This window comes from Staphylococcus sp. SM3655 (assembly GCF_016917315.1).
Lineage (GTDB): Bacteria > Bacillota > Bacilli > Staphylococcales > Staphylococcaceae > Staphylococcus > Staphylococcus aureus.
This window is the reverse complement of record NZ_CP070305.1, coordinates 549,334-575,546: the sequence shown is the minus strand read 5'-3', so window position 1 is coordinate 575,546 and position 26,213 is coordinate 549,334. Positions and strand designations below refer to the sequence as shown.

Genomic DNA, 26,213 nt, shown 5'->3' with positions numbered 1-26,213 from the left:
TGAAATTACACTTATAGCGTACCACATTTAAATGTGAAAAAGTATTTTATAAAAATGAATTTTAATAACTTTCTTTAAGAGTTTGATAAGATTTTGTAAACTTTTCGTTAAATTGCTCATATGCAACGAATTTTTATCCTATAATTCAAGAACAAATTTATTTTAAAAGGAGCCTCACAAAATGAAAAAAATATATAAGTCATTAACTGTCTCTGCAATTGTTGCAACGGTATCATTAAGTGCTTTACCGCAATCTTTAGCTATAACGCATGAATCGCAACCTACAAAGCAACAGCGAACGGTATTATTCGATCGTTCTCATGGTCAAACAGCTGGTGCTGCAGATTGGGTTAGTGATGGTGCATTTTCAGATTATGCGGATTCAATACAAAAACAAGGTTATGACGTTAAAGCTATTGATGGTCATTCGAACATAACAGAAGCAAGTTTGAAAAGTTCCAAAATATTTGTAATTCCTGAGGCTAACATTCCTTTCAAAGAATCAGAACAGGCAGCAATTGTTAACTATGTGAAACAAGGTGGCAATGTTGTCTTTATTTCAGATCATTACAATGCTGACCGAAATTTAAATCGTATTGATTCATCGGAGGCAATGAATGGTTATCGACGTGGAGCATATGAAGATATGTCGAAAGGTATGAATGCAGAAGAAAAAAGTTCTACTGCAATGCAAGGTGTGAAAAGTTCAGATTGGTTATCTACAAACTTTGGCGTACGTTTTCGATATAATGCACTAGGTGATTTAAATACGAGCAATATTGTTTCTTCAAAAGAAAGTTTCGGTATTACTGAAGGTGTGAAATCTGTCTCTATGCATGCCGGATCGACATTAGCAATTACTAATCCAGAGAAAGCAAAAGGTATTGTGTATACACCAGAACAATTGCCAGCGAAAAGTAAATGGTCACATGCTGTAGATCAAGGTATTTATAATGGGGGCGGTAAAGCAGAAGGCCCCTATGTAGCAATTTCTAAAGTTGGAAAAGGTAAAGCAGCATTTATCGGTGATTCATCACTTGTGGAAGATAGTTCGCCCAAATATGTAAGAGAAGATAATGGAGAAAAGAAGAAAACATATGATGGTTTTAAAGAACAAGACAACGGTAAGCTATTAAATAATATAACGGCTTGGATGTCTAAAGATAATGATGGGAAATCACTTAAGGCGAGTGGCCTAACATTAGATACAAAGACTAAGTTGCTTGATTTTGAACGACCAGAGCGTTCAACTGAGCCTGAAAAAGAGCCATGGTCACAACCGCCGAGTGGTTATAAATGGTATGATCCAACAACATTTAAAGCAGGTAGTTATGGCAGCGAAAAAGGCGCAGATCCTCAGCCAAACACACCAGATGATCATACGCCACCAAATCAGAACGAAAAAGTAACATTTGATATCCCGCAAAATGTTTCTGTAAATGAGCCATTTGAAATGACAATACATTTAAAAGGATTTGAAGCAAATCAAACACTTGAAAATCTTAGAGTTGGTATTTACAAAGAAGGCGGACGTCAAATCGGACAATTTTCAAGTAAAGATAACGATTATAACCCACCAGGTTACAGTACTTTGCCAACAGTTAAAGCAGATGAAAACGGAAATGTCACAATTAAGGTCAATGCTAAAGTACTTGAAAGTATGGAAGGTTCAAAGATTCGTTTAAAACTCGGTGACAAAACCTTGATTACAACAGACTTCAAATAAATATATAATAGAAATAAGAAAGATGTTTGTGATTGAAGGAGTGAGTGAGGATGTCAAACATAGCATTTTATGTCGTGAGTGACGTACATGGTTATATTTTCCCAACAGATTTTACGAGTAGAAATCAATATCAACCTATGGGATTGTTACTAGCGAATCATGTTATAGAACAAGACAGAAGGCAGTATGACCAAAGTTTTAAAATAGATAATGGTGATTTTTTGCAAGGGTCACCATTTTGTAATTACTTAATCGCGCATAGCGGCAGTAGCCAGCTTTTAGTTGATTTTTATAATCGAATGGCATTCGACTTTGGTACGCTTGGTAATCATGAATTTAATTATGGATTGCCATACTTAAAAGACACTTTACGCAGACTCAATTATCCAGTTTTGTGCGCTAATATATATGAAAATGATAGTACATTGACTGATAACGGTGTGAAGTATTTTCAGGTTGGAGATCAAACGGTTGGTGTGATAGGTTTAACGACACAATTTATTCCCCATTGGGAACAACCAGAGCATATTCAGTCACTTACGTTTCATAGTGCTTTTGAAATACTTCAACAATACTTACCTGAAATGAAGCGACATGCAGATATCATTGTGGTTTGTTACCATGGTGGATTTGAAAAGGATTTAGAAAGTGGTACGCCGACCGAAGTATTAACGGGTGAAAATGAAGGATATGCCATGTTAGAAGCGTTTTCTAAAGATATAGATATCTTTATTACGGGTCACCAACATCGACAAATTGCTGAAAGATTTAAGCAAACGGCTGTGATTCAACCTGGTACGAGAGGTACAACTGTAGGCAAAGTTGTCTTGAGTACTGATGAATATGAAAATGTATCCGTTGAATCATGTGAATTACTTCCTGTTATAGATGATTCCACATTTACTATTGATGAAGATGACCAACATTTACGAAAGCAGTTAGAGGACTGGTTAGATTACGAAATTACTACATTGCCATATGATATGACGATTAATCATGCATTTGAGGCACGTGTGGCACCGCATCCTTTTACTAATTTTATGAATTACGCTTTTTTAGAAAAAAGTGGTGCAGATGTTGCCTGTACAGCTTTGTTTGATTCTGCTAGTGGTTTCAAGCAAGTCGTGACGATGCGAGATGTTATTAACAATTACCCATTTCCAAATACATTTAAAGTTTTAGCTGTAAGTGGTGCCAAACTTAAAGAAGCCATTGAACGATCAGCAGAATATTTTGACGTGAAAAATGATGAAGTAAGTGTGAGCGCAGACTTCCTTGAACCCAAACCACAACACTTTAATTATGATATATATGGTGGCGTAAGTTATACCATTCATGTTGGAAGACCAAAGGGACAACGTGTGAGCAATATGATGATACAAGGTCACGCAGTTGATTTAAAACAGACATATACAATTTGTGTAAATAATTATCGTGCAGTTGGCGGTGGTCAGTATGATATGTATATCGACGCGCCAGTTGTAAAAGATATTCAAGTTGAAGGCGCACAACTACTTATTGATTTTTTATCAAATAATAAATTGATGCGCATCCCGCAAGTTGTTGATTTTAAAGTTGAAAAGTGACGGATATATGTAAAACTTACTTGATTTTAATCGGGTAAGTTTTTGTTTTTATTTAAACTAATCACTCATAAACACCAATATACTTTAAGAAAAATGTTGATTTTACAAAAAACAAGGCTTATATTTTATATAACTTAATATTATGAAGTGATTAATTTGGAAACAATTAAACAAGAAGTAAGAGAATCTATTGTTAAAGGAATTATCGCGGGATATAAGGACTATGTTAATGAGAGAAATGAAGTCAAGAAACGTATGGTGATTAGTGATGCCTATGTGTACACCAAATCTAATCATATTGAAAATCAAGTTGCTAAGCATTTGGAAAATTTTGTTAAGTATATTAAAGAAAATGCTGGACCATCATGGAAGTATTTAAAGTTTATATTTAATAAGGATGAAGAGAAAAATAATATCATGTTTATATTGAAAAATGAAGATTACTTTGATGAAAAAAATGTAAGCGTAGGGAAGAGTTTAGTTGCTGATAAAAATCCAAAAAGTAAAAACTATCTAGAGGTACTTATGGCTAAGAATACGGATATTAATTTTGATACTGTTGGAGAAGATTTTGAAATTAGGCATCAAATGACTGCAGATAGTATATTATTTAATATAAAAGAAGGCAGTAATAGAGATATTAATTCTTATTTTTTAATTATTACATATCGTATTGATAAAGAATCAAAGCAATTAGCTGCAATCAAACAATGGTTGCCAAATCCAGAAACAAATTCTGCAATTATGGTTGATGATTTGACACCATTGTTAGATAAAGTAATAGTAGAAAGAGAAGATTATCATATTGACGAAGAAGAGTTAGAAGTACTTAAAAACGATGGAGAGTTAGAACTCATAGATGTGGAACATGCATTTGGTATCAGTATCGATGAAGGTAACGATATGATTGAAAGTGAAAGGTGAAGTTAATGTTTATTGGCAAGAATTTAGAATACGTGAGAAAGCTTAATGCTCTAAGTAGAAAAGAATTATCAGAAAAAATAAATGTGAGTGAACAAGCAATTTGGCAATATGAAACAAAAAATATGATGCCAGAAATTAGTAAAATTTATGATATGACATCTATTTTTAATGTTAAATCTAGCTACTTTATTAGCGAGCAGCCCGAAGAGCTCCTAATAAATTCTGTCGATAAACATAGTATAGCTTTTAGAGCAAAAAATTATAAAGTATCTACGAAACTATTAAATAAGCAATATTATCAAGCAATGTATTTATCTAATTTAACTAGCTACTTATTTTCTTTTGTAACGATACCGGATAATATTATTTTATCTTTAATAAATAATTTAGATGAATTGTTGAATGGCAATTTAGAATCACTAAATAAAAAAGAAAGCATAAAAGAAATTGCTAAAGTTGTGAGGGCTAAAATTCTTCAAGATGAAAGCAACGAAGCACTATTATTTATACTTGAAAAAGCGGGTATAGTTATATACGAAAAGCGAATTAATGATAGCATAGACGCATATAGTTTTTGGAGTAAAGATCAGACACCTTTTATTATACTGGGTACAAATAAGGGGGTAGCAGTTAGAAGGAATTTTGATCTTGCACATGAGCTGGGACATCTCGTTCTACATCGTCATATTCAATTCGACTTATTATCTCCTGAAGAATATAAGACAATTGAACATGAGGCAGATATTTTCGCCTCTGAATTTTTACTACCTGAAGAAGCGTTTAAAAAAGACTTTGATCAAATGACCAAAAAATCAAATCCTGACTATTTAGCTGTATTGAAAGAAAAATGGTATGTTTCTATACAAGCAATTGCAATGAGAGCGTATTATCTAGGCCTAATGTCTAGTACTCAGTACAGATATTTTTGGGCATCATTAAATAAAAAAGGCTATAAAAGTAAAGAGCCTTTAGACGACGTGATTGAAATGTCACGTCCTGTCAAAATGAATAGTTTATTAAAGTTGTATTTTGATAGAAATTTACTGACACCACAAAAATTATTGAATTATTTAAAAGTCGATGAAACATTTTTGAATCATCTAGCAGGTATTAATTTAAAACTCTTTAAGGATTATGTTAATGAAAATAGAGAATATAATATAACGAATCTATATAAATAAGGCACCAATATTTAAAACTCGAGCTGAAAAGATCATCATTTCAGTTCGAGTTTTTTTGTGTAACATCTGTTGATAGGTAGCGACAAGGACCTTTTAATGTTGTGTTTTGTGCGATATAACAAGCTTTTTAGGCTATTAAAGAATATTCAGAATTAAATATATAATTATGAATAAATTATGTCATTGAAAAAATTATGATTATAAAATCATTCTAAAAACACCGAAATAACAATGATTTCATGAAAACATTTATTTTAAAATTTGATATTTGTTCAAATAATATTCGAAATTAAACTTTTTTGTATAGAATTTTCTTTATATCCTGAGAGACATGTACTATAATGTTTGTGAAATAATTCACAAAGTATAAAGGAGTGGTTGTATATGTTAACTATACCTGAAAAAGAAAATCGTGGATCGAAAGAACAAGAAGTGGCAATTATGATTGATGCTCTAGCTGACAAAGGGAAAAAAGCATTAGAAGCATTATCTAAAAAGTCACAAGAAGAAATTGATCATATTGTTCATCAAATGAGCTTAGCAGCTGTTGATCAACATATGGTGCTAGCAAAATTAGCACATGAAGAAACTGGAAGAGGTATATACGAAGATAAAGCGATTAAAAATTTATACGCTTCTGAATATATATGGAATTCAATAAAAGACAATAAGACAGTAGGGATTATTGGTGAAGATAAAGAAAAAGGATTAACGTATGTAGCGGAACCAATTGGTGTTATTTGTGGTGTTACGCCAACAACAAATCCTACGTCGACAACTATTTTTAAAGCGATGATTGCAATTAAGACAGGAAATCCAATCATTTTTGCATTCCATCCAAGTGCACAAGAATCGTCGAAGCGTGCAGCAGAAGTTGTATTAGAAGCGGCAATGAAGGCAGGTGCACCTAAAGATATTATTCAATGGATTGAAGTGCCTTCTATCGAAGCAACAAAACAATTAATGAATCACAAAGGTATTGCATTAGTTCTAGCAACTGGTGGCTCCGGCATGGTTAAATCTGCATATTCAACTGGCAAACCGGCATTAGGTGTGGGACCAGGTAACGTGCCGTCTTACATTGAAAAAACAGCACACATTAAACGTGCAGTAAATGATATCATTGGTTCAAAAACATTTGATAATGGTATGATTTGTGCTTCTGAACAAGTTGTAGTCATTGATAAAGAAATTTATAAAGATGTTACTAATGAATTTAAAGCACATCAAGCATACTTTGTTAAAAAAGATGAATTACAACGCTTAGAAAATGCAATTATGAATGAACAAAAAACAGGTATTAAGACTGATATTGTCGGTAAATCTGCAGTTGAAATAGCTGAATTAGCAGGTATACCTGTCCCCGAAAATACAAAACTTATCATAGCCGAAATTAGCGGTGTAGGTTCAGACTATCCGTTATCTCGTGAAAAATTATCTCCAGTATTAGCCTTAGTAAAAGCCCAATCTACAAAACAAGCATTTCAAATTTGTGAAGACACACTACATTTTGGTGGATTAGGACACACAGCCGTTATCCATACAGAAGATGAAACATTACAAAAAGATTTTGGACTAAGAATGAAAGCTTGTCGTGTACTTGTAAATACACCATCAGCGGTTGGAGGTATTGGTGATATGTATAACGAATTGATTCCGTCTTTAACATTAGGTTGTGGTTCGTACGGTAGAAACTCAATTTCACATAATGTTAGTGCGACAGATTTATTAAACATTAAAACGATTGCTAAACGACGTAATAATACTCAAATTTTCAAGGTGCCTGCTCAAATTTATTTTGAAGAAAATGCAATCATGAGTCTAACAACAATGGACAAGATTGAAAAAGTGATGATTGTCTGTGACCCTGGTATGGTAGAATTCGGTTATACAAAAACAGTTGAGAATGTATTAAGACAAAGAACGGAACAGCCTCAAATTAAAATATTTAGCGAAGTCGAACCGAACCCATCAACTAATACAGTATATAAAGGTCTGGAAATGATGGTTGATTTCCAACCGGATACAATCATTGCACTTGGTGGTGGTTCAGCGATGGATGCTGCAAAAGCAATGTGGATGTTCTTTGAACACCCTGAGACATCATTCTTCGGTGCTAAACAAAAGTTCCTAGACATCGGTAAACGTACTTATAAAATAGGCATGCCTGAAAATGCGACGTTCATTTGTATCCCTACGACATCAGGTACAGGTTCAGAAGTAACACCATTTGCAGTTATCACAGATAGTGAAACAAATGTAAAATATCCGTTGGCTGATTTTGCTTTAACACCTGATGTTGCAATTATTGACCCTCAATTTGTGATGAGTGTGCCAAAAAGCGTTACAGCAGATACAGGAATGGATGTACTAACGCATGCAATGGAATCATATGTATCTGTAATGGCTTCAGACTACACAAGAGGTTTGAGTCTACAAGCGATTAAATTGACGTTCGAATATTTAAAATCATCTGTTGAAAAGGGTGATAAAGTTTCAAGAGAGAAAATGCATAACGCATCAACTTTGGCTGGTATGGCATTTGCAAATGCATTCTTAGGCATTGCACACTCAATTGCACATAAAATTGGTGGCGAATATGGTATTCCGCATGGTAGAGCGAATGCGATATTACTACCGCATATTATCCGTTATAATGCCAAAGACCCGCAAAAACATGCATTATTCCCTAAATATGAGTTCTTCAGAGCAGATACAGATTATGCAGATATTGCCAAATTCTTAGGATTAAAAGGTAATACGACAGAAGCACTCGTAGAATCATTAGCTAAAGCTGTCTACGAATTAGGTCAATCAGTCGGAATTGAAATGAATTTGAAATCACAAGGTGTGTCTGAAGAAGAATTAAATGAATCAATTGATAGAATGGCAGAGCTCGCATTTGAAGATCAATGTACAACTGCTAATCCTAAAGAAGCACTAATCAGTGAAATCAAAGATATCATTCAAACATCATATGATTATAAGCAATAATCTATCTGATAATAATCATATAACTCACCTGAAATTACAAAAGTAAAAAATGCCACATAAACTTTAAGTCGATAATCATTATACGGTTATCGGCTTTTATTTATTGCCAAATCTACAGAGAGATACAAACTAGACAATCATTTTTTTAAATAAAGAAAATATTAAGATTGATACTCATTTCACAAACTATTACTACTTTAGAGTATAATTATTTTTAATTTCATATAAATAAAAAGGCGAAAATAATGCGGTTTAAAAGTAATTAATTGTTTAAACGATATGTAATATGTAAATACTATATATATAATACCAATTTTAATGAAAATTTTTAAGGGAGGTAAATAATGGAAAGTACATTAGAATTAACAAAAATTAAAGAAGTATTACAAAAAAACTTGAAGATTTTAATTATTTTACCGCTATTATTTTTAATTATTAGCGCTATTGTTACATTTTTCGTCTTATCACCTAAATATCAAGCTAATACTCAAATCTTAGTGAATCAAACTAAGGGTGACAATCCTCAGTTTATGGCACAAGAGGTTCAAAGTAATATTCAACTTGTAAATACGTATAAAGAAATTGTTAAAAGTCCTAGAATTTTAGATGAGGTGTCAAAGGACTTAAATGATAAGTATTCACCATCTAAATTGTCGAGTATGTTGACAATTACAAACCAAGAAAATACGCAACTTATCAACATCCAAGTTAAAAGTGGTCATAAACAAGATTCGGAAAAAATTGCGAATAGCTTCGCTAAAGTTACAAGTAAACAAATTCCGAAGATTATGAGTGTGGATAACGTATCAATTTTATCTAAAGCAGACGGTACAGCAGTTAAAGTCGCACCAAAAACTGTAGTGAATCTAATCGGTGCATTCTTTTTAGGATTAGTTGTCGCGCTTATATATATCTTCTTCAAAGTAATTTTCGATAAGCGAATTAAAGATGAAGAAGATGTAGAGAAAGAATTAGGATTGCCTGTATTGGGTTCAATTCAAAAATTTAATTAAGGATGGTTGCTACTTATGTCAAAAAAGGAAAATACGACAACAACACTATTTGTATATGAAAAACCAAAATCAACAATTAGTGAAAAGTTTCGAGGTATACGTTCAAACATCATGTTTTCAAAAGCAAATGGTGAAGTAAAGCGCTTATTGGTTACTTCTGAAAAGCCTGGTGCAGGTAAAAGTACAGTTGTATCGAATGTAGCGATTACTTATGCACAAGCAGGCTATAAGACATTAGTTATTGATGGCGATATGCGTAAGCCAACACAAAACTATATTTTTAATGAGCAAAATAATAATGGACTATCAAGCTTAATCATTGGTCGAACGACTATGTCAGAAGCAATTACGTCGACAGAAATTGAAAATTTAGATTTGCTAACAGCTGGTCCCGTACCTCCTAACCCATCAGAACTAATAGCTTCAGAAAGGTTCAAAGAATTAGTTGATCTGTTTAATAAACGTTACGACATTATTATTGTCGATACACCGCCAGTTAATACTGTGACTGATGCACAACTATATGCGCGTGCTATTAAAGATAGTCTGTTAGTAATTGATAGTGAAAAAAATGATAAAAATGAAGTTAAAAAAGCAAAAGCACTTATGGAAAAAGCAGGCAGTAACATTCTAGGTGTCATTTTGAACAAGACAAAGGTCGATAAATCTTCTAGTTATTATCACTATTATGGAGATGAATAAGTATGATTGATATTCATAACCATATATTGCCTAATATCGATGACGGTCCGACAAATGAAACAGAGATGCTGGATCTTTTAAAACAAGCGACAACACAAGGTGTTACAGAAATCATTGTAACATCACATCACTTACATCCTCGATATACCACACCTATAGAAAAAGTGAAATCATGTTTAAACCATATTGAAAGCTTAGAGGAAGTACAAGCACTAAATCTAAAGTTTTATTATGGTCAGGAAATAAGAATTACCGATCAAATTCTTAATGATATTGATCGAAAAGTTATTACCGGTATTAATGATTCACGCTATTTACTAATAGAATTTCCATCAAATGAAGTTCCACACTATACTGATCAATTATTTTTCGAATTACAGAGTAAAGGCTTTGTACCGATTATTGCACATCCAGAGCGGAATAAAGCAATAAGTCAAAACCTTGACATACTATACGATTTAATTAACAAAGGTGCTTTAAGTCAAGTGACAACGGCGTCATTAGCGGGTATTTCCGGTAAAAAAATTAGAAAATTAGCAATTCAAATGATTGAAAACAATCTGACACATTTCATCGGTTCAGATGCGCATAACACAGAAATCAGACCGTTCTTAATGAAAGACTTATTTAATGATAAGAAATTACGTGATTATTATGAAGATATGAACGGATTTATTAGTAATGCGAAGTTAGTTGTTGATGATAAAAAAATTCCTAAACGAATGCCACAACAAGGTTATAAACAGAAAAGATGGTTTGGGTTATAAACAGCAAATGAGGGGTTTTATGGCACATTTATCTGTGAAATTGCGGCTTTTAATACTAGCATTAATCGATTCACTGATAGTGACATTTTCAGTATTCGTAAGTTATTACATTTTAGAACCGTATTTCAAAACATATTCTGTCAAATTATTAATATTGGCAGCTATATCACTATTCATATCGCATCATATTTCAGCATTTATTTTTAATATGTATCATCGAGCGTGGGAATATGCCAGTGTGAGTGAATTGATTTTAATTGTTAAAGCTGTGACGACATCTATCGTTATTACGATGGTGGTCGTGACAATTGTTACAGGCAATAGACCGTTTTTTAGATTGTATTTAATTACTTGGATGATGCACTTGATTTTAATAGGTGGCTCAAGGTTATTTTGGCGTATTTATCGGAAATACCTTGGAGGTAAGTCATTTAATAAGAAGCCAACTTTAGTTGTTGGTGCTGGTCAAGCAGGTTCAATGCTGATTAGACAAATGTTGAAAAGTGACGAAATGAAACTTGAACCGGTATTAGCAGTCGATGATGACGAACATAAACGCAATATCACAATTACTGAGGGTGTAAAAGTCCAAGGTAAAATTGCGGATATTCCAGAACTAGTGAGGAAATATAAGATTAAAAAAATCATCATTGCAATTCCAACTATTGGTCAAGAGCGTTTGAAAGAAATTAATAATATTTGCCATATGGATGGCGTTGAGTTATTGAAAATGCCAAATATAGAAGACGTCATGTCTGGTGAGTTAGAAGTGAACCAACTTAAAAAAGTTGAAGTAGAAGATTTACTAGGCAGAGATCCTGTTGAATTAGATATGGATATGATATCAAATGAATTGACGAATAAAACTATTTTAGTTACGGGTGCAGGTGGTTCAATAGGATCAGAAATTTGTAGACAAGTTTGTAATTTCTATCCAGAACGTATTATTCTACTTGGCCATGGTGAAAACAGTATTTATTTAATCAATCGTGAATTGCGAAATCGCTTCGGAAAAAATGTTGATATCGTTCCTATTATAGCGGATGTGCAAAATAGAGCGCGTATGTTTGAAATTATGGAAACGTATAAACCATACGCAGTTTATCATGCAGCAGCACACAAGCACGTGCCGTTAATGGAAGAGAACCCTGAAGAAGCAGTACGTAATAATATTTTAGGTACGAAAAATACTGCTGAAGCTGCTAAAAATGCAGAGGTAAAGAAATTCGTTATGATTTCTACGGATAAAGCCGTTAATCCGCCTAATGTCATGGGAGCTTCAAAGCGAATTGCAGAAATGATTATTCAAAGTTTAAATGATGAAACGCATCGAACAAATTTTGTTGCAGTGAGATTTGGTAATGTACTTGGATCGAGAGGATCTGTGATTCCACTTTTCAAAAGTCAAATTGAAGAAGGTGGGCCAGTTACTGTGACACATCCTGAAATGACACGTTACTTTATGACAATTCCTGAAGCTTCTAGACTAGTTTTGCAGGCAGGGGCATTAGCAGAAGGTGGCGAAGTATTTGTGCTAGATATGGGAGAACCAGTGAAAATTGTAGATTTGGCACGTAATTTAATTAAGCTAAGTGGTAAAAAAGAAGACGACATACGCATTACTTATACAGGGATTAGACCCGGCGAAAAAATGTTTGAAGAGCTTATGAATAAAGATGAGGTTCATCCTGAACAAGTATTTGAAAAAATATATCGTGGCAAAGTACAACATATGAAATGTAATGAAGTTGAAGCGATTATTCAAGACATCGTCAATGACTTTAGTAAAGAAAAAATTATTAACTATGCCAATGGCAAAAAGGGAGATAATTATGTTCGATGACAAAATTTTATTAATTACTGGGGGCACAGGATCATTCGGTAATGCTGTTATGAAACGGTTTTTAGATTCTAATATTAAAGAAATTCGTATTTTTTCACGCGATGAGAAAAAACAAGATGACATTCGAAAAAAATATAATAATTCAAAATTAAAGTTCTACATTGGTGATGTGCGTGATAGTCAAAGTGTAGAAACAGCAATGCGAGATGTTGATTACGTATTCCATGCAGCAGCTTTAAAACAAGTGCCGTCATGTGAATTCTTTCCAGTTGAGGCAGTGAAGACAAATGTTATTGGTACAGAAAATGTCTTACAAAGTGCTATTCATCAAAATGTTAAAAAAGTCATATGTTTATCTACAGATAAGGCAGCGTATCCTATTAATGCTATGGGTATTTCAAAAGCAATGATGGAAAAAGTATTCGTAGCCAAATCAAGAAATATTCGTAGTGAACAAACGCTGATTTGTGGTACAAGATACGGTAATGTGATGGCTTCAAGAGGATCAGTAATACCTTTGTTTATCGACAAAATCAAAGCTGGAGAACCTTTAACGATTACAGATCCTGATATGACAAGATTTTTAATGAGCTTAGAAGATGCGGTAGAACTAGTTGTTCATGCATTTAAGCATGCAGAGACAGGAGATATTATGGTTCAAAAAGCACCAAGCTCAACGGTAGGGGATCTTGCGACCGCATTATTAGAATTGTTTGAAGCTGATAATGCAATTGAAATCATTGGTACGCGACATGGAGAGAAAAAAGCAGAAACATTGTTGACGAGAGAAGAATACGCACAATGTGAAGATATGGGTGATTATTTTAGAGTGCCGGCAGACTCCAGAGATTTAAATTATAGTAATTATGTTGAAACCGGTAACGAAAAGATTACGCAATCTTATGAATATAACTCCGATAATACACATATTTTAACGGTGGAAGAGATAAAAGAAAAACTTTTAACACTAGAATATGTTAGAAACGAATTGAATGATTATAAAGCTTCAATGAGATAGGAGAGATTGACGTTGAATATTGTAATTACAGGAGCAAAAGGTTTTGTAGGAAAAAACTTGAAAGCAGATTTAACATCAACGACAGATCATCATATTTTCGAAGTACATCGACAAACTAAAGAGGAAGAATTAGAGGCGGCGTTGTTGAAAGCAGACTTTGTCGTGCATTTAGCGGGAGTTAATCGACCTGAACACGACAAAGAATTCAGCTTAGGAAACGTGAGTTATTTAGATCATGTACTTGATATATTAACTAGAAATACGAAAAAGCCGGCGATATTATTATCGTCTTCAATACAAGCAACACAAGATAATCCTTATGGTGAGAGTAAGTTGCAAGGGGAACAGCTATTAAGAGAGTATGCCGAAGAGTATGGCAATACGGTTTATATTTATCGATGGCCAAATTTATTCGGTAAGTGGTGTAAGCCAAATTATAACTCAGTGATTGCAACATTTTGTTACAAAATTGCACGTAACGAAGAGATTCAAGTTAATGATCGGAATGTTGAACTGACGCTAAACTACGTGGATGATATCGTCGCTGAAATAAAACGTGCTATTGAAGGAACTCCAACGATTGAAAATGGTGTACCTACAGTACCAAATGTATTTAAAGTGACATTGGGAGAAATTGTAGATTTATTATACAAGTTCAAACAGTCACGTCTCGATCGAACATTGCCGAAATTAGATAACTTATTTGAAAAAGATTTGTATAGTACGTATTTAAGCTATCTACCTAGTACAGACTTTAGTTATCCCTTACTTATGAATGTGGATGATAGGGGTTCTTTTACAGAATTTATAAAAACACCGGATCGTGGTCAAGTTTCTGTAAATATTTCTAAGCCAGGTATTACTAAAGGTAATCACTGGCATCATACTAAAAACGAAAAATTTCTAGTTGTATCAGGTAAAGGGGTAATTCGTTTTAGACATGTTAATGATGATGAAATCATTGAATATTATGTTTCTGGCGACAAATTAGAAGTTGTAGACATACCAGTAGGATACACACATAATATTGAAAATTTAGGCGACACAGATATGGTAACTATTATGTGGGTGAATGAAATGTTTGATCCAAATCAGCCAGATACGTATTTCTTGGAGGTATAGCGCATGGAAAAACTGAAATTAATGACAATAGTTGGTACAAGGCCTGAAATCATTCGTTTATCATCAACGATTAAAGCATGTGATCAATATTTTAATCAGATATTAGTACACACTGGTCAAAATTATGATTATACATTGAATCAAATTTTCTTTGATGATTTGGAATTAAGACAACCGGACCACTACTTAGAGGCAGTTGGAAGTAACCTTGGAGAAACGATGGGGAATATTATTGCGAAGACATATGACGTTTTATTACGCGAACAACCAGATGCACTTTTAATTCTTGGTGATACAAATAGTTGTTTAGCAGCAGTATCTGCTAAACGATTAAAGATTCCTGTTTTCCACATGGAAGCGGGTAATAGATGCTTTGATCAGAATGTACCTGAAGAAATCAATCGTAAAATTGTAGACCATGTCAGTGATGTGAATCTACCTTATACGGAACATAGCAGACGTTATTTATTAGATGAAGGCTTCAATAAAGCGAATATCTTTGTGACAGGATCACCGATGACAGAAGTGATAGAAGCGCATCGAGATAAAATTAATCACAGTGACGTTTTAAATAAACTAGGATTAGAACCGCAACAATACATTTTAGTATCTGCGCATAGAGAAGAGAATATCGATAATGAAAAGAATTTTAAATCATTAATGAATGCGATAAATGATATTGCCAAAAAGTATAAAATGCCTGTGATTTATTCAACGCATCCAAGAAGTTGGAAGAAAATTGAAGAAAGTAAATTTGAATTTGATCCATTAGTTAAACAGTTAAAGCCATTTGGTTTCTTTGATTATAATGCATTGCAAAAAGATGCATTTGTTGTGCTATCAGATAGTGGAACATTGTCAGAAGAGTCGTCTATTTTGAAGTTCCCTGGTGTCCTTATTCGAACTTCCACAGAAAGACCGGAAGTACTAGATAAAGGTACGGTTATTGTAGGTGGTATTACCTATAACAATCTAATCCAATCCGTTGAACTAGCAAGAGAGATGCAAAACAATAACGAACCGATGATTGATGCTATTGATTATAAAGACACTAACGTTTCGACAAAGGTAGTTAAAATTATTCAAAGCTATAAAGATATTATCAATCGAAATACTTGGAGGAAATGACGATGAGGATAGCGATTGAAAAGATAATTGGTTTGCTGAAAAACCAGTCCTCTAAAGAATCGAATGTTAAGATTCATCGCTTGGCGTATATTACAAACTCAAAATTTGATGGCAATAACTATATAGATAGATGGTGTAAAATCAGGAATTCTCACATTGGTGAATACAGTTATATTGGATTTGGTAGTGATTTTAATAATGTAGAAGTAGGAAGATATTGTTCGATATCTTCGGATGTAAAAATTGGGTTAGGAAAACATCCTACACACTTTTTTAGCTCATCACCGATTTTTTATTCTAATAATAATCCATTTAACATAAAGCAAAAGTTTATAGACTTTAATGACCAACCAAGCCGTACAACAATTAAAAATGATGTGTGGATTGGTGCAAATGTAATTATTATGGATGGATTAACAATAAATACTGGTGCAGTCATAGCAGCCGGCTCAGTTGTTACTAAAAATGTAGGAGCATATGAGGTTGTTGGTGGGGTTCCTGCAAAAGTGATTAAGAAGCGATTTGACAATAAAACAATTGAAAAACTTTTGGAAAGCAAGTGGTGGGAGAAAACGCCTGACAAACTAAAAGGATTTTCGGTTGAATATTTAAATAAAAAGGATACTTAATGATATGAGAATTTTAAATATTGTATCGAGTAATATTGTTCAAGACCCAAGGGTACTTAAACAAATAGAAACAATTAAAGGCGTTACGAATGATTATAAAATTGTTGGAATGAATAATTCACAAGCTACTAATAAGCGATTGGAAAATTTAGATTGTAATTATCGTTTGTTAGGTAGCAAGGTAGATCCAAAAAATATTCTTTCTAAATTAATTAAGCGTATAAGATTTGCAACAGGTGTTATCCGAGAAATTAAAGCTTTTAAACCTGACGTGATTCATGCAAATGATTTCGACGTATTATTAATGGTCTATTTAAGCAATTATAAAAAAGCTAGTATTGTTTATGATGCGCATGAAATATATGCGAAAAATGCCTTTATTAATAAAGTTCCACTTATTTCAAAGTTTGTAGAAAGTATAGAAAAACACATAGTAAAACATCGTGTTAATGCCTTCGTAACAGTAAGTCATGCAGCAAAAGAATATTATCAATCTAAAGGATATAAGAAGGAAGCGAATGTTATTACGAATGCACCTATTTTAAATGATAGCAGAGAATTTAAAGAAATCGAAAACTTTAAAGAAATCGTATATCAAGGTCAAATTGTAATGGACAGAGGATATGAAGAGTTTATTATTGCTTCATCAGCTTTTAAACAAAATGCTCCTTCATTCATAATTCGAGGGTTTGGTCCGCATGAAGAAGTGATAAAAGAACTGATTAGTTATAACTCGGAAAATATTAGGTTGGATAAACCAGTTGAAGTAAGAGAATTGGTTGATAAGTTAGCAGAAAGTAATGTTGGTGTTGTCTTGACGAAACCTGTATCTATTAATTTTGAATATACAGTATCTAATAAAATTTTTGAATGTATACATGCTGGTTTACCAGTAATTTTATCGCCTGTAAAAGAGCATATTTATCTCAATGAAAAATATAAATTTGGCATTGTTCTAAAGGAAGTTACGCCGTTAGAAATTGAAAAGGCGGTTAGAAAATTAAGAGATAATCACGATTTGTTTAATCATTTACGTCAAAATGCAATTAAGGCGTCTAAAATTTTGAATTGGCAAATAGAAAGTGAACGATTAGTAGAATTATATAAATTTTAAAGAGAGGTAAACTATGAAATTTTTTGTACTTTGTGCAATTATCAGCATGAACATATTTATAGTAATCTCTACATTTACTAAAGAAGTATTAGGGTTCCCTATAGAGCCGGTGTATTACTCAACCATGGTTGGTATAGCATTAATTACCACGGTGTTTGCTATTTATAAGATAATTGTCACGCAAGAAATTCCGCGAGGGTTAATATTATTAATTGCTATATGTTTGCTTTATCTAGCTTTTTATTATTTTTCACCAGATAAGGAAGAGAAACTAGCTAAAAATAATATTCTATTCTTTTTAACATGGGCAGTTCCAGCGGCAATTAGTGGTATTTATATTAAATATATAAACAAGGCTACGGTAGAAAGATTTTTTAAATTAGTATTTTTCATATTTTCTGTTTCATTTATTTTTGTAATTTTAATACCAAAACTTACAGGTGAGATACCTAGCTATATCAATTTTGGACTTATGAACTATCAAAACGCTTCGTACCTTTCAGCATTTACTGCCGGATTAGGCATTTATTTCATTATGAAAGGTTCAGTGAAACATAAGTGGATATATGTTCTATTTACAATAATTGATATCCCTATTGTGTTTATACCAGGAGGGCGTGGAGGTGCTATTTTATTAATTCTTTACGGCTTATTTGCATTTATACTTATTACGTTTAAAAGAGGAATACCTATTGCAGTAAAAAGCATTATGTATATTTTTGCATTAAGCATATCTAGTGTATTGATTTACTTTCTTTTTACAAAAGGTTCGAATACTAGAACATTTTCATATCTACAAGGTGGAACACTTAATTTAGAAGGTACTTCTGGAAGAGGACCGATTTATGAAAAAGGTATTTACTTTATTCAACAAAGTCCGTTATTAGGCTATGGGCCATTTAACTATTATAAACTAATCGGAAATATACCACATAACATCATTATTGAGTTGATTCTATCATTTGGCTTATTAGGGTTTTTTATCATAATGATTTGCATTTTGCTACTAATTTATAAAATGATTAGGAACTATGATCCAAACACTATAGATTTACTCGTTATGTTTATAGCAATCTATCCAATCACATTATTAATGTTTAGTTCAAATTATTTAGTTGTAAGTGAATTTTGGTTTGTGTTGTTCTATTTTATTACAAAAGGACGGCGTCATCATGGTTAAGAAAGTTTTTATTATGGATAGCGTAAAGACAATAATTGGTACGTTGCTTATAGCTTTAGGATTACAATTTTTAGCTTATCCAATTATTAATCAACGAGTAGGTAATGAAGCGTTTGGTTCTATTTTAACGATTTATACAATAATAACAATCACGAGTGTTGTATTAGGCAATACGCTTAACAATATACGATTGATTAATATGAATCTATACAAATCCAATCATTACTACTGGAAATTTGTGTCGATACTTTTAATTTCAATTCTGATTGAGAGTATAGCTTTAATTATTGTATTTCTTTACTTTTTTAATTTGAACACCATCGATATTATCTTTTTAATTCTACTTAATATTTTAATGTGTTTAAGGATTTATCTGAATGTATTTTTTAGGATGACTTTAAAATATAATCAGATTTTGTATATTGCTCTTATTCAATTTTTAGGTTTGCTGATAGGACTATTTCTATATTATTTAACCCAAAACTGGATTGTTTGTTTTATTACCAGTGAATTGTTTGCAACGATATATACATTGGTTAAATTACGGGGATTAACTATAGGCGAGTATCAAAGTGAAGATAATAATGTGGTCAAAGATTATGTGATGCTACTGAGTACAAATAGCCTTAATAATTTGAATCTCTACTTAGATAGATTAATCTTATTACCAATTATAGGTGGAACAGCTGTAACTATATCATTTCTCTCAACATTTATTGGGAAAATGTTAGCTACATTTCTGTATCCGATTAATAATGTAGTACTTTCATATATTTCTGTAAATGAAAGCGACAATATAAAGAAACAATATTTGAAAACTAATCTATTTGCTATAGCTGCCCTATGTTTAGTCATGATTATATGTTATCCAATTACAATAATTATTGTCTCTTTACTGTATAACATTGATTCAAGTTTATATTCGAAGTTTATTATTTTAGGTAATATAGGTGTTTTATTCAATGCAGTGAGTATTATGATCCAAACTTTAAATACAAAACACGCATCAATAACATTACAAGCGAATTATATGACGCTTCACACGATTACATTTATATTCATAACTATTTTAATGACAATTGCGTTTGGTCTAAATGGATTCTTTTGGACAACGCTGTTCAGCAACATTATTAAGTATGTGATTTTAAATATTATAGGTTTAAAGTCTAAATTCATTAATAAAAAGGACGTCGATTAGATGAGTGAAAAAAAGATTTTGATTTTATGTCAGTATTTTTATCCGGAATATGTATCTTCTGCGACGTTACCAACTCAATTGGCGGAAGATTTAATTGCGAATCACATTAATGTCGATGGCCATATGAATATAGTAATCATAAACAGGTTTCTAAAACCGAGATGCATCGTGGTATTCGCATTCGACGTCTCAAGTATTCGAGGTTTAATAACAAAAGTAAGGTTGGAAGGATCATCAATTTCTTTAGTTTATTTTCAAAATTCGTGATTAATATACCTAAAATGTTGAAATATGATCAGATTCTTGTTTACTCTAATCCACCAATCTTGCCATTAATACCAGACGTTCTGCACAGACTGCTTAAGAAAAAATATTCTTTTGTGGTGTATGATATAGCACCTGATAATGCGATTAAGACAGGTGCAACACGTCCAGGTAGCATGATTGATAAACTGATGCGTTACATTAATAGACATGTCTACAAGAATGCTGAAAATGTCATTGTCCTTGGTACGGAAATGAAAAACTACTTACTAAATCATCAAATTTCTAAAAATGCTGACAATATCCATGTGATTCCTAACTGGTATGACATGCGTCAATTACAAGACAATCGTATCTATAATGACACATTTAAAGCTTACCGTGAGCAATACGACAAAATTTTATTGTATAGCGGTAATATGGGGCAGTTACAGGATATGGAGACACTTATCTCATTTTTAAAATTAAATAAGGATCAGCCTCAAACGTTAACAATACTTTGTGGTCATGGTAAGAAATTTGCAGATGTCAAAACGGCAATAGAAGACCATCGTATTGAAAATGTTAAAATGTTTGAGTTTTTAACAGGTACAGACTATGCTGACGTATTAAAAATTGCGGATGTATGTATTGCATCGCTGATTAAAGAAGGCGTCGGTTTAGGCGTGCCGAGCAAGAATTATGGCTATCTTGCAGCTAAGAAAGCGTTGGTACTCATCATGGATAAGCAATCTGATATCGTTCAACATGTTGAACAATATGATGCGGGTATCCAAATTGATAATGGCGATGCACATGCCATTTATAACTTCATCAACACTCACTCGAGTAAGGAATTGCACGAGATGGGTGAGCGCGCACATCAACTGTTTAAAGATAAATATACGAGAGAAATTAATACTATGAAGTATTACAATCTGTTGAAGTGAGGAGATAATTATGAAGCGATTATTCGATGTAGTGAGTTCAATATATGGTTTAGTAGTTTTAAGTCCGATTCTGTTAATTACAGCATTACTAATTAAAATGGAATCACCTGGACCAGCCATTTTCAAACAAAAAAGACCGACGATTAATAATGAATTGTTTAATATTTATAAATTTAGATCAATGAAAATAGACACACCTAATGTTGCAACTGATTTAATGGATTCAACATCGTATATAACAAAGACAGGGAAGGTCATTCGTAAGACCTCTATTGATGAATTGCCACAATTATTGAATGTTTTAAAAGGAGAAATGTCAATTGTAGGTCCTAGACCAGCGCTTTATAATCAATACGAATTAATCGAAAAACGTACAAAAGCGAACGTGCATACGATTAGACCAGGTGTGACAGGACTAGCTCAAGTGATGGGGAGAGATGATATCACTGATGATCAAAAAGTAGCGTATGATCATTATTACTTAACACATCAATCTATGATGCTTGATATGTATATCATATATAAAACAATTAAAAATATCGTTACTTCAGAAGGTGTGCATCACTAATGAGAAAAAATATTTTAATTACAGGCGTACATGGATATATCGGTAATGCTTTAAAAGATAAGCTTATTGAACAAGGACATCAAGTAGATCAAATTAATGTTAGGAATCAATTATGGAAGTCGACCTCGTTCAAAGATTATGATGTTTTAATTCATACAGCAGCTTTGGTTCACAACAATTCACCTCAAGCAAGGCTATCTGATTATATGCAAGTGAATATGTTGCTGACGAAACAATTGGCACAAAAGGCTAAAGCTGAAGACGTTAAACAATTTATTTTTATGAGTACTATGGCAGTTTATGGAAAAGAAGGTCAGGTTGGTAAATCAGATCAAATTGATACACAAACACCAATGAACCCTACGACCAACTATGGTATTTCCAAAAAGTTCGCTGAACAAGCATTACAAGAGTTGATTAGTGATTCGTTTAAAGTAGCAATTGTGAGACCACCAATGATTTATGGTGCACATTGCCCAGGAAATTTCCAACGGTTAATGCAATTGTCAAAGCGACTGCCAATCATTCCCAATATTAACAATCAGCGCAGTGCATTATATATTAAACATCTGACAGCATTTATTGATCAATTAATATCATTAGAAGTGACAGGTGTGTACCATCCTCAAGATAGTTTTTACTTTGATACATCGTCAGTAATGTATGAAATACGTCGCCAATCACATCGTAAAACGGTATTGATCAACATGCCTTCAATGCTAAATAAGTATTTTAATAAGTTGTCGGTCTTTAGAAAATTATTCGGCAATTTAATATACAGCAATACGTTATATGAAAATAATAATGCACTTGAAGTTATTCCTGGAAAAATGTCACTTGTTATTGCGGACATCATGGATGAAACGACAACCAAAGATAAGGCATAAGTCATCTATTAAATAAAATCAACATACAAATCGTTTTATTTGGAGGTTATAGTATGAAGTTAACAGTAGTTGGCTTAGGTTATATTGGTTTACCAACATCAATTATGTTTGCAAAGCATGGCGTCGATGTGCTTGGTGTTGATATTAATCAGCAAACGATTGATAAGTTACAAAGTGGTCAAATTAGTATTGAAGAACCTGGATTACAAGAGATTTATGAAGAGGTTCTGTCATCGGGAAAATTGAAGGTATCTACAACGCCAGAAGCATCTGATGTTTTTATCATTGCCGTTCCGACGCCGAATAATGATGATCAGTACCGGTCATGTGACATTTCGCTAGTTATGCGTGCATTAGATAGTATTTTACCATTTTTAAAAAAAGGGAATACTATTATTGTAGAGTCGACAATTGCGCCTAAAACGATGGATGATTTTGTAAAACCAGTCATTGAAAATTTAGGGTTTACAATAGGTGAAGATATTTATTTAGTGCATTGTCCAGAACGTGTACTGCCAGGAAAAATTTTAGAAGAATTAGTTCATAACAATCGCATCATTGGCGGTGTGACTAAAGCTTGTATTGAAGCGGGTAAACGTGTCTATCGCACATTTGTTCAGGGAGAAATGATTGAAACAGATGCACGTACTGCTGAAATGAGTAAGCTAATGGAAAACACATATAGAGACGTGAACATTGCTTTAGCTAATGAATTAACAAAAATTTGCAACAACTTAAATATTAATGTATTAGATGTGATTGAAATGGCAAACAAACATCCGCGTGTTAATATCCATCAACCTGGTCCAGGTGTAGGCGGTCATTGTTTAGCTGTTGATCCGTACTTTATTATTGCTAAAGACCCTGAAAATGCAAAGTTAATTCAAACTGGACGTGAAATTAATAATTCAATGCCGGCCTATGTTGTTGATACAACGAAGCAAATCATCAAAGCGTTGAGCGGGAATAAAGTCACAGTCTTTGGTTTAACTTATAAAGGTGATGTTGATGATATAAGAGAATCACCAGCATTTGATATTTATGAGCTATTAAATCAAGAACCAGACATAGAAGTATGTGCTTATGATCCACATGTTGAATTAGATTTTGTGGAACATGATATGTCACATGCTGTCAAAGACGCATCGCTAGTATTGATTTTAAGTGACCACTCAGAATTTAAAAATTTATCGGACAGTCATTTTGATAAAATGAAGCATAAAGTGATTTTTGATACAAAAAATGTTGTGAAATCATCATTTGAAGATGTATCGTATTATAATTATGGCAATATATTTAATTTTATCGACAAATAAAATGTGTCAAACTAGGGCATACATGATTAAGGAAAGATAAGCTGTCATGTGTTTGAACTTCAGAGAGGATAATGTTATGAAAAAAATTATGGTTATTTTCGGTACGAGACCCGAAGCAATAAAAATGGCACCATTAGTAAAAGAAATTGATCATAATGGGAACTTTGAAGCGAACATTGTGATTACAGCACAACATAGAGATATGTTAGATAGTGTGTTAAGTATATTTGATATTCAAGCTGATCATGATTTAAATATTATGCAAGATCAACAAACGTTAGCGGGCCTTACGGCGAATGCGCTTGCTAAACTTGATAGCATCATTAATGAGGAACAGCCGGATATGATTTTAGTACATGGTGATACTACAACGACTTTTGTAGGAAGTTTGGCAGCATTTTATCATCAAATTCCGGTCGGACATGTAGAAGCTGGACTTCGAACACATCAGAAATACTCACCATTTCCTGAAGAGTTAAATCGAGTCATGGTAAGTAATATTGCTGAATTGAATTTTGCGCCAACAGTAATTGCAGCTAAAAATTTACTTTTTGAAAACAAAGACAAAGAGCGTATCTTAATTACTGGAAATACAGTTATTGACGCATTGTCAACAACAGTTCAAAATGATTTTGTTTCAACGATTATTAATAAACATAAAGGCAAGAAAGTTATTTTACTAACAGCGCATCGTCGTGAAAATATTGGGGAACCGATGCATCAGATTTTTAAAGCAGTAAGAGATTTGGCAGATGAATATAAAGATGTTGTCTTCATTTATCCAATGCATCGTAATCCAAAGGTAAGGGCGATTGCCGAAAAATATTTATCTGGGAGAAATCGGATTGAATTAATTGAGCCATTAGATGCGATTGAGTTCCATAATTTTACAAATCAATCGTACCTCGTGCTGACAGATTCTGGTGGTATTCAAGAGGAGGCTCCTACATTTGGAAAACCTGTGTTGGTATTAAGGAATCATACAGAGCGTCCCGAAGGCGTTGAGGCGGGAACATCGAGAGTAATTGGCACAGATTATGACAATATTGTTCGAAATGTGAAACAATTGATTGAGGATGATGAAGCGTATCAACGTATGAGTCAAGCGAATAACCCATATGGTGATGGACAAGCATCACGACGTATTTGTGAAGCAATAGAATATTATTTTGGATTGCGCTCAGACAAGCCGGATGAATTCGTACCTTTACGTCACAAATAATAAAAAACCCCTAATCATGAAGTTGGTTTAGACAACCAGCGGTGACTAGGGGTTTTTAATATGTTTATTTTTGATAGTGGTAGCCAATATCATATTTAAATACTTTATTTGATAATATTGGACTTTGCTGTCCATCGTCATCACTTTTTAAACGTACATTTTTATGAGCTTCTTTAAATACATCGGAATTCAACCAATTATTAAAGCTATCTTCAGATTCCCAAATAGTTAAGATTTTAACTTCGTCTGTATCCTCGGTATTTAATGTTTTAGTGACAAACATTTGTTGGAAGCCTTCAATAGTTTCAATACCTTGTCTATTGTAAAAACGTTCAATCGTTTCTTCCGCACTGCCTTTTTGTAATTGTAATCTATTTTCTGCCATAAACATGGGCAATCACTCCTCTATTTTATGATTTGATTTGGGTAATGTTTTTACAAATGTAAAGAGTACAGCGGTTTGTATGATAACCATTATGATTAATCCTACACGGACTGCAAGAACATCCACCATATAAATTGAAAAAGCTATTACAATGTATAAGCTAATTAAAATTTTAATTTTCTGTTGTAGCGTGTAGCCTCGATGTAAATAAAAGTTTTCTACATATTCTTTATAAATTTTTTGATTAATAAGCCAATTATAAAAGCGATCTGAACTTCGAGCAAAACAAAAAACTGCTACGAGTAAAAAAGGGGTCGTTGGCAGTAAAGGTAATACGGCACCTGCAATACCAAGCGCTGTAAATATTAAGCCAATGACGATTAAAATAAGTCGCATTGAAAAAACTCCATTCTAGTACTAATGCGCATGTAATATTGTTTTAGTAATATAACTCATGCTAAATATAATGTGTATGATAAGTGCAATGACTCAGTAAAATGAAACGTTGTTGAATTAT

At 32.9% G+C, this 26,213-nt stretch carries 22 protein-coding genes and 1 pseudogene; 21 read left to right on the top strand and 2 right to left on the bottom strand.

Annotated features, from left to right (window positions below; translation table 11 throughout):
* Positions 1-181: 181 nt before the first annotated feature.
* The 21 genes and pseudogenes from JQN76_RS02835 to cap8P all read left to right on the top strand — a co-directional run bounded on the left by JQN76_RS02835 (position 182) and on the right by cap8P (position 25,311).
* Entirely contained in the window at positions 182-1,726 is a 1,545-nt protein-coding gene (locus JQN76_RS02835) for a hypothetical protein (RefSeq protein ID WP_000725603.1), read from the top strand.
* Between the two features lie 50 nt (positions 1,727-1,776).
* Complete coding sequence (locus tag JQN76_RS02830) at positions 1,777-3,312, top strand: bifunctional metallophosphatase/5'-nucleotidase (protein WP_000065026.1); 1,536 nt, start codon at positions 1,777-1,779, stop codon at positions 3,310-3,312.
* A 156-nt stretch (positions 3,313-3,468) separates the two neighbouring features.
* Positions 3,469-4,236, top strand: coding sequence for a spr1630 family ClpXP-sensitive toxin (locus tag JQN76_RS02825; protein ID WP_000447781.1), 768 nt, complete (start codon positions 3,469-3,471; stop codon positions 4,234-4,236).
* 5 nt (positions 4,237-4,241) lie between these two features.
* A complete protein-coding gene (locus JQN76_RS02820) occupies positions 4,242-5,417 on the top strand; it encodes a spr1629 family repressor/antitoxin (RefSeq protein WP_000469831.1) in 1,176 nt (391 codons plus the stop codon).
* Positions 5,418-5,801: 384 nt separating this feature from the next.
* Positions 5,802-8,411, top strand: coding sequence for a bifunctional acetaldehyde-CoA/alcohol dehydrogenase (gene adhE, locus JQN76_RS02815; RefSeq protein ID WP_000955789.1), 2,610 nt, complete (start codon positions 5,802-5,804; stop codon positions 8,409-8,411).
* A gap of 344 nt (positions 8,412-8,755) precedes the next feature.
* The gene (gene capA / locus JQN76_RS02810) at positions 8,756-9,424 is read left to right on the top strand and encodes a capsular polysaccharide type 5/8 biosynthesis protein CapA (RefSeq protein WP_000446299.1); all 669 of its coding nucleotides are present in this window, start codon (positions 8,756-8,758) and stop codon (positions 9,422-9,424) included.
* A 15-nt stretch (positions 9,425-9,439) separates the two neighbouring features.
* On the top strand, positions 9,440-10,126 hold the full coding sequence (gene cap8B / locus JQN76_RS02805; protein WP_000037328.1) for a type 8 capsular polysaccharide synthesis protein Cap8B: 687 nt from the start codon (positions 9,440-9,442) through the stop codon (positions 10,124-10,126).
* A gap of 2 nt (positions 10,127-10,128) precedes the next feature.
* The gene (gene cap8C, locus JQN76_RS02800) at positions 10,129-10,893 is read left to right on the top strand and encodes a type 8 capsular polysaccharide synthesis protein Cap8C (RefSeq protein WP_000565294.1); all 765 of its coding nucleotides are present in this window, start codon (positions 10,129-10,131) and stop codon (positions 10,891-10,893) included.
* A gap of 19 nt (positions 10,894-10,912) precedes the next feature.
* The gene (cap8D, locus tag JQN76_RS02795) at positions 10,913-12,736 is read left to right on the top strand and encodes a type 8 capsular polysaccharide synthesis protein Cap8D (protein WP_000940793.1); all 1,824 of its coding nucleotides are present in this window, start codon (positions 10,913-10,915) and stop codon (positions 12,734-12,736) included.
* Positions 12,726-13,754, top strand: coding sequence for a type 8 capsular polysaccharide synthesis protein Cap8E (gene cap8E, locus JQN76_RS02790; protein ID WP_000459066.1), 1,029 nt, complete (start codon positions 12,726-12,728; stop codon positions 13,752-13,754). Before cap8D ends, cap8E begins: the two co-directional genes overlap by 11 nt.
* Before the next feature lie 12 nt (positions 13,755-13,766).
* On the top strand, positions 13,767-14,876 hold the full coding sequence (cap8F, locus tag JQN76_RS02785) for a type 8 capsular polysaccharide synthesis protein Cap8F (RefSeq protein WP_001028282.1): 1,110 nt from the start codon (positions 13,767-13,769) through the stop codon (positions 14,874-14,876).
* A gap of 3 nt (positions 14,877-14,879) precedes the next feature.
* Positions 14,880-16,004 carry a type 8 capsular polysaccharide synthesis protein Cap8G gene (cap8G, locus tag JQN76_RS02780; RefSeq protein ID WP_000413171.1) on the top strand — a complete coding sequence of 375 codons (1,125 nt, stop codon included), beginning with the start codon at positions 14,880-14,882 and terminating at the stop codon, positions 16,002-16,004.
* A gap of 2 nt (positions 16,005-16,006) precedes the next feature.
* Entirely contained in the window at positions 16,007-16,633 is a 627-nt protein-coding gene (locus JQN76_RS02775) for a CatB-related O-acetyltransferase (protein WP_001216898.1), read from the top strand.
* Positions 16,634-16,637: 4 nt separating this feature from the next.
* Complete coding sequence (locus tag JQN76_RS02770; protein ID WP_001221642.1) at positions 16,638-17,747, top strand: glycosyltransferase; 1,110 nt, start codon at positions 16,638-16,640, stop codon at positions 17,745-17,747.
* Positions 17,748-17,760: 13 nt separating this feature from the next.
* Positions 17,761-18,927: an O-antigen ligase family protein gene (locus tag JQN76_RS02765; RefSeq protein WP_001836626.1), complete on the top strand. Its 1,167-nt coding sequence runs from the start codon at positions 17,761-17,763 to the stop codon at positions 18,925-18,927.
* On the top strand, positions 18,920-20,125 hold the full coding sequence (locus JQN76_RS02760; protein ID WP_000239649.1) for a hypothetical protein: 1,206 nt from the start codon (positions 18,920-18,922) through the stop codon (positions 20,123-20,125). Before JQN76_RS02765 ends, JQN76_RS02760 begins: the two co-directional genes overlap by 8 nt.
* Positions 20,126-21,318 (top strand): annotated as a pseudogene (gene cap8L / locus JQN76_RS02755) (type 8 capsular polysaccharide synthesis protein Cap8L).
* Positions 21,319-21,328: 10 nt separating this feature from the next.
* Entirely contained in the window at positions 21,329-21,886 is a 558-nt protein-coding gene (gene cap8M, locus JQN76_RS02750) for a type 8 capsular polysaccharide synthesis protein Cap8M (protein WP_000825098.1), read from the top strand.
* Entirely contained in the window at positions 21,886-22,773 is an 888-nt protein-coding gene (gene capN, locus JQN76_RS02745) for a capsular polysaccharide type 5/8 biosynthesis epimerase CapN (protein ID WP_001230676.1), read from the top strand. The genes cap8M and capN overlap by 1 nt, the downstream gene beginning before the upstream one ends.
* A 53-nt stretch (positions 22,774-22,826) precedes the next feature.
* Positions 22,827-24,089, top strand: coding sequence for a type 8 capsular polysaccharide synthesis protein Cap8O (gene cap8O / locus JQN76_RS02740; protein WP_000779494.1), 1,263 nt, complete (start codon positions 22,827-22,829; stop codon positions 24,087-24,089).
* Between the two features lie 76 nt (positions 24,090-24,165).
* Positions 24,166-25,311 carry a type 8 capsular polysaccharide synthesis protein Cap8P gene (cap8P, locus tag JQN76_RS02735; RefSeq protein WP_000723455.1) on the top strand — a complete coding sequence of 382 codons (1,146 nt, stop codon included), beginning with the start codon at positions 24,166-24,168 and terminating at the stop codon, positions 25,309-25,311.
* A gap of 64 nt (positions 25,312-25,375) precedes the next feature.
* Here cap8P and isdI read toward each other — a convergent pair whose 3' ends face one another.
* Positions 25,376-25,702 (bottom strand): staphylobilin-forming heme oxygenase IsdI, encoded by a 327-nt coding sequence (isdI, locus tag JQN76_RS02730; RefSeq protein ID WP_000480603.1) that lies wholly within the window; start codon positions 25,700-25,702, stop codon positions 25,376-25,378.
* A 6-nt stretch (positions 25,703-25,708) separates the two neighbouring features.
* Complete coding sequence (locus JQN76_RS02725) at positions 25,709-26,092, bottom strand: YbaN family protein (RefSeq protein WP_001236999.1); 384 nt, start codon at positions 26,090-26,092, stop codon at positions 25,709-25,711.
* Positions 26,093-26,213 lie beyond the last annotated feature (121 nt).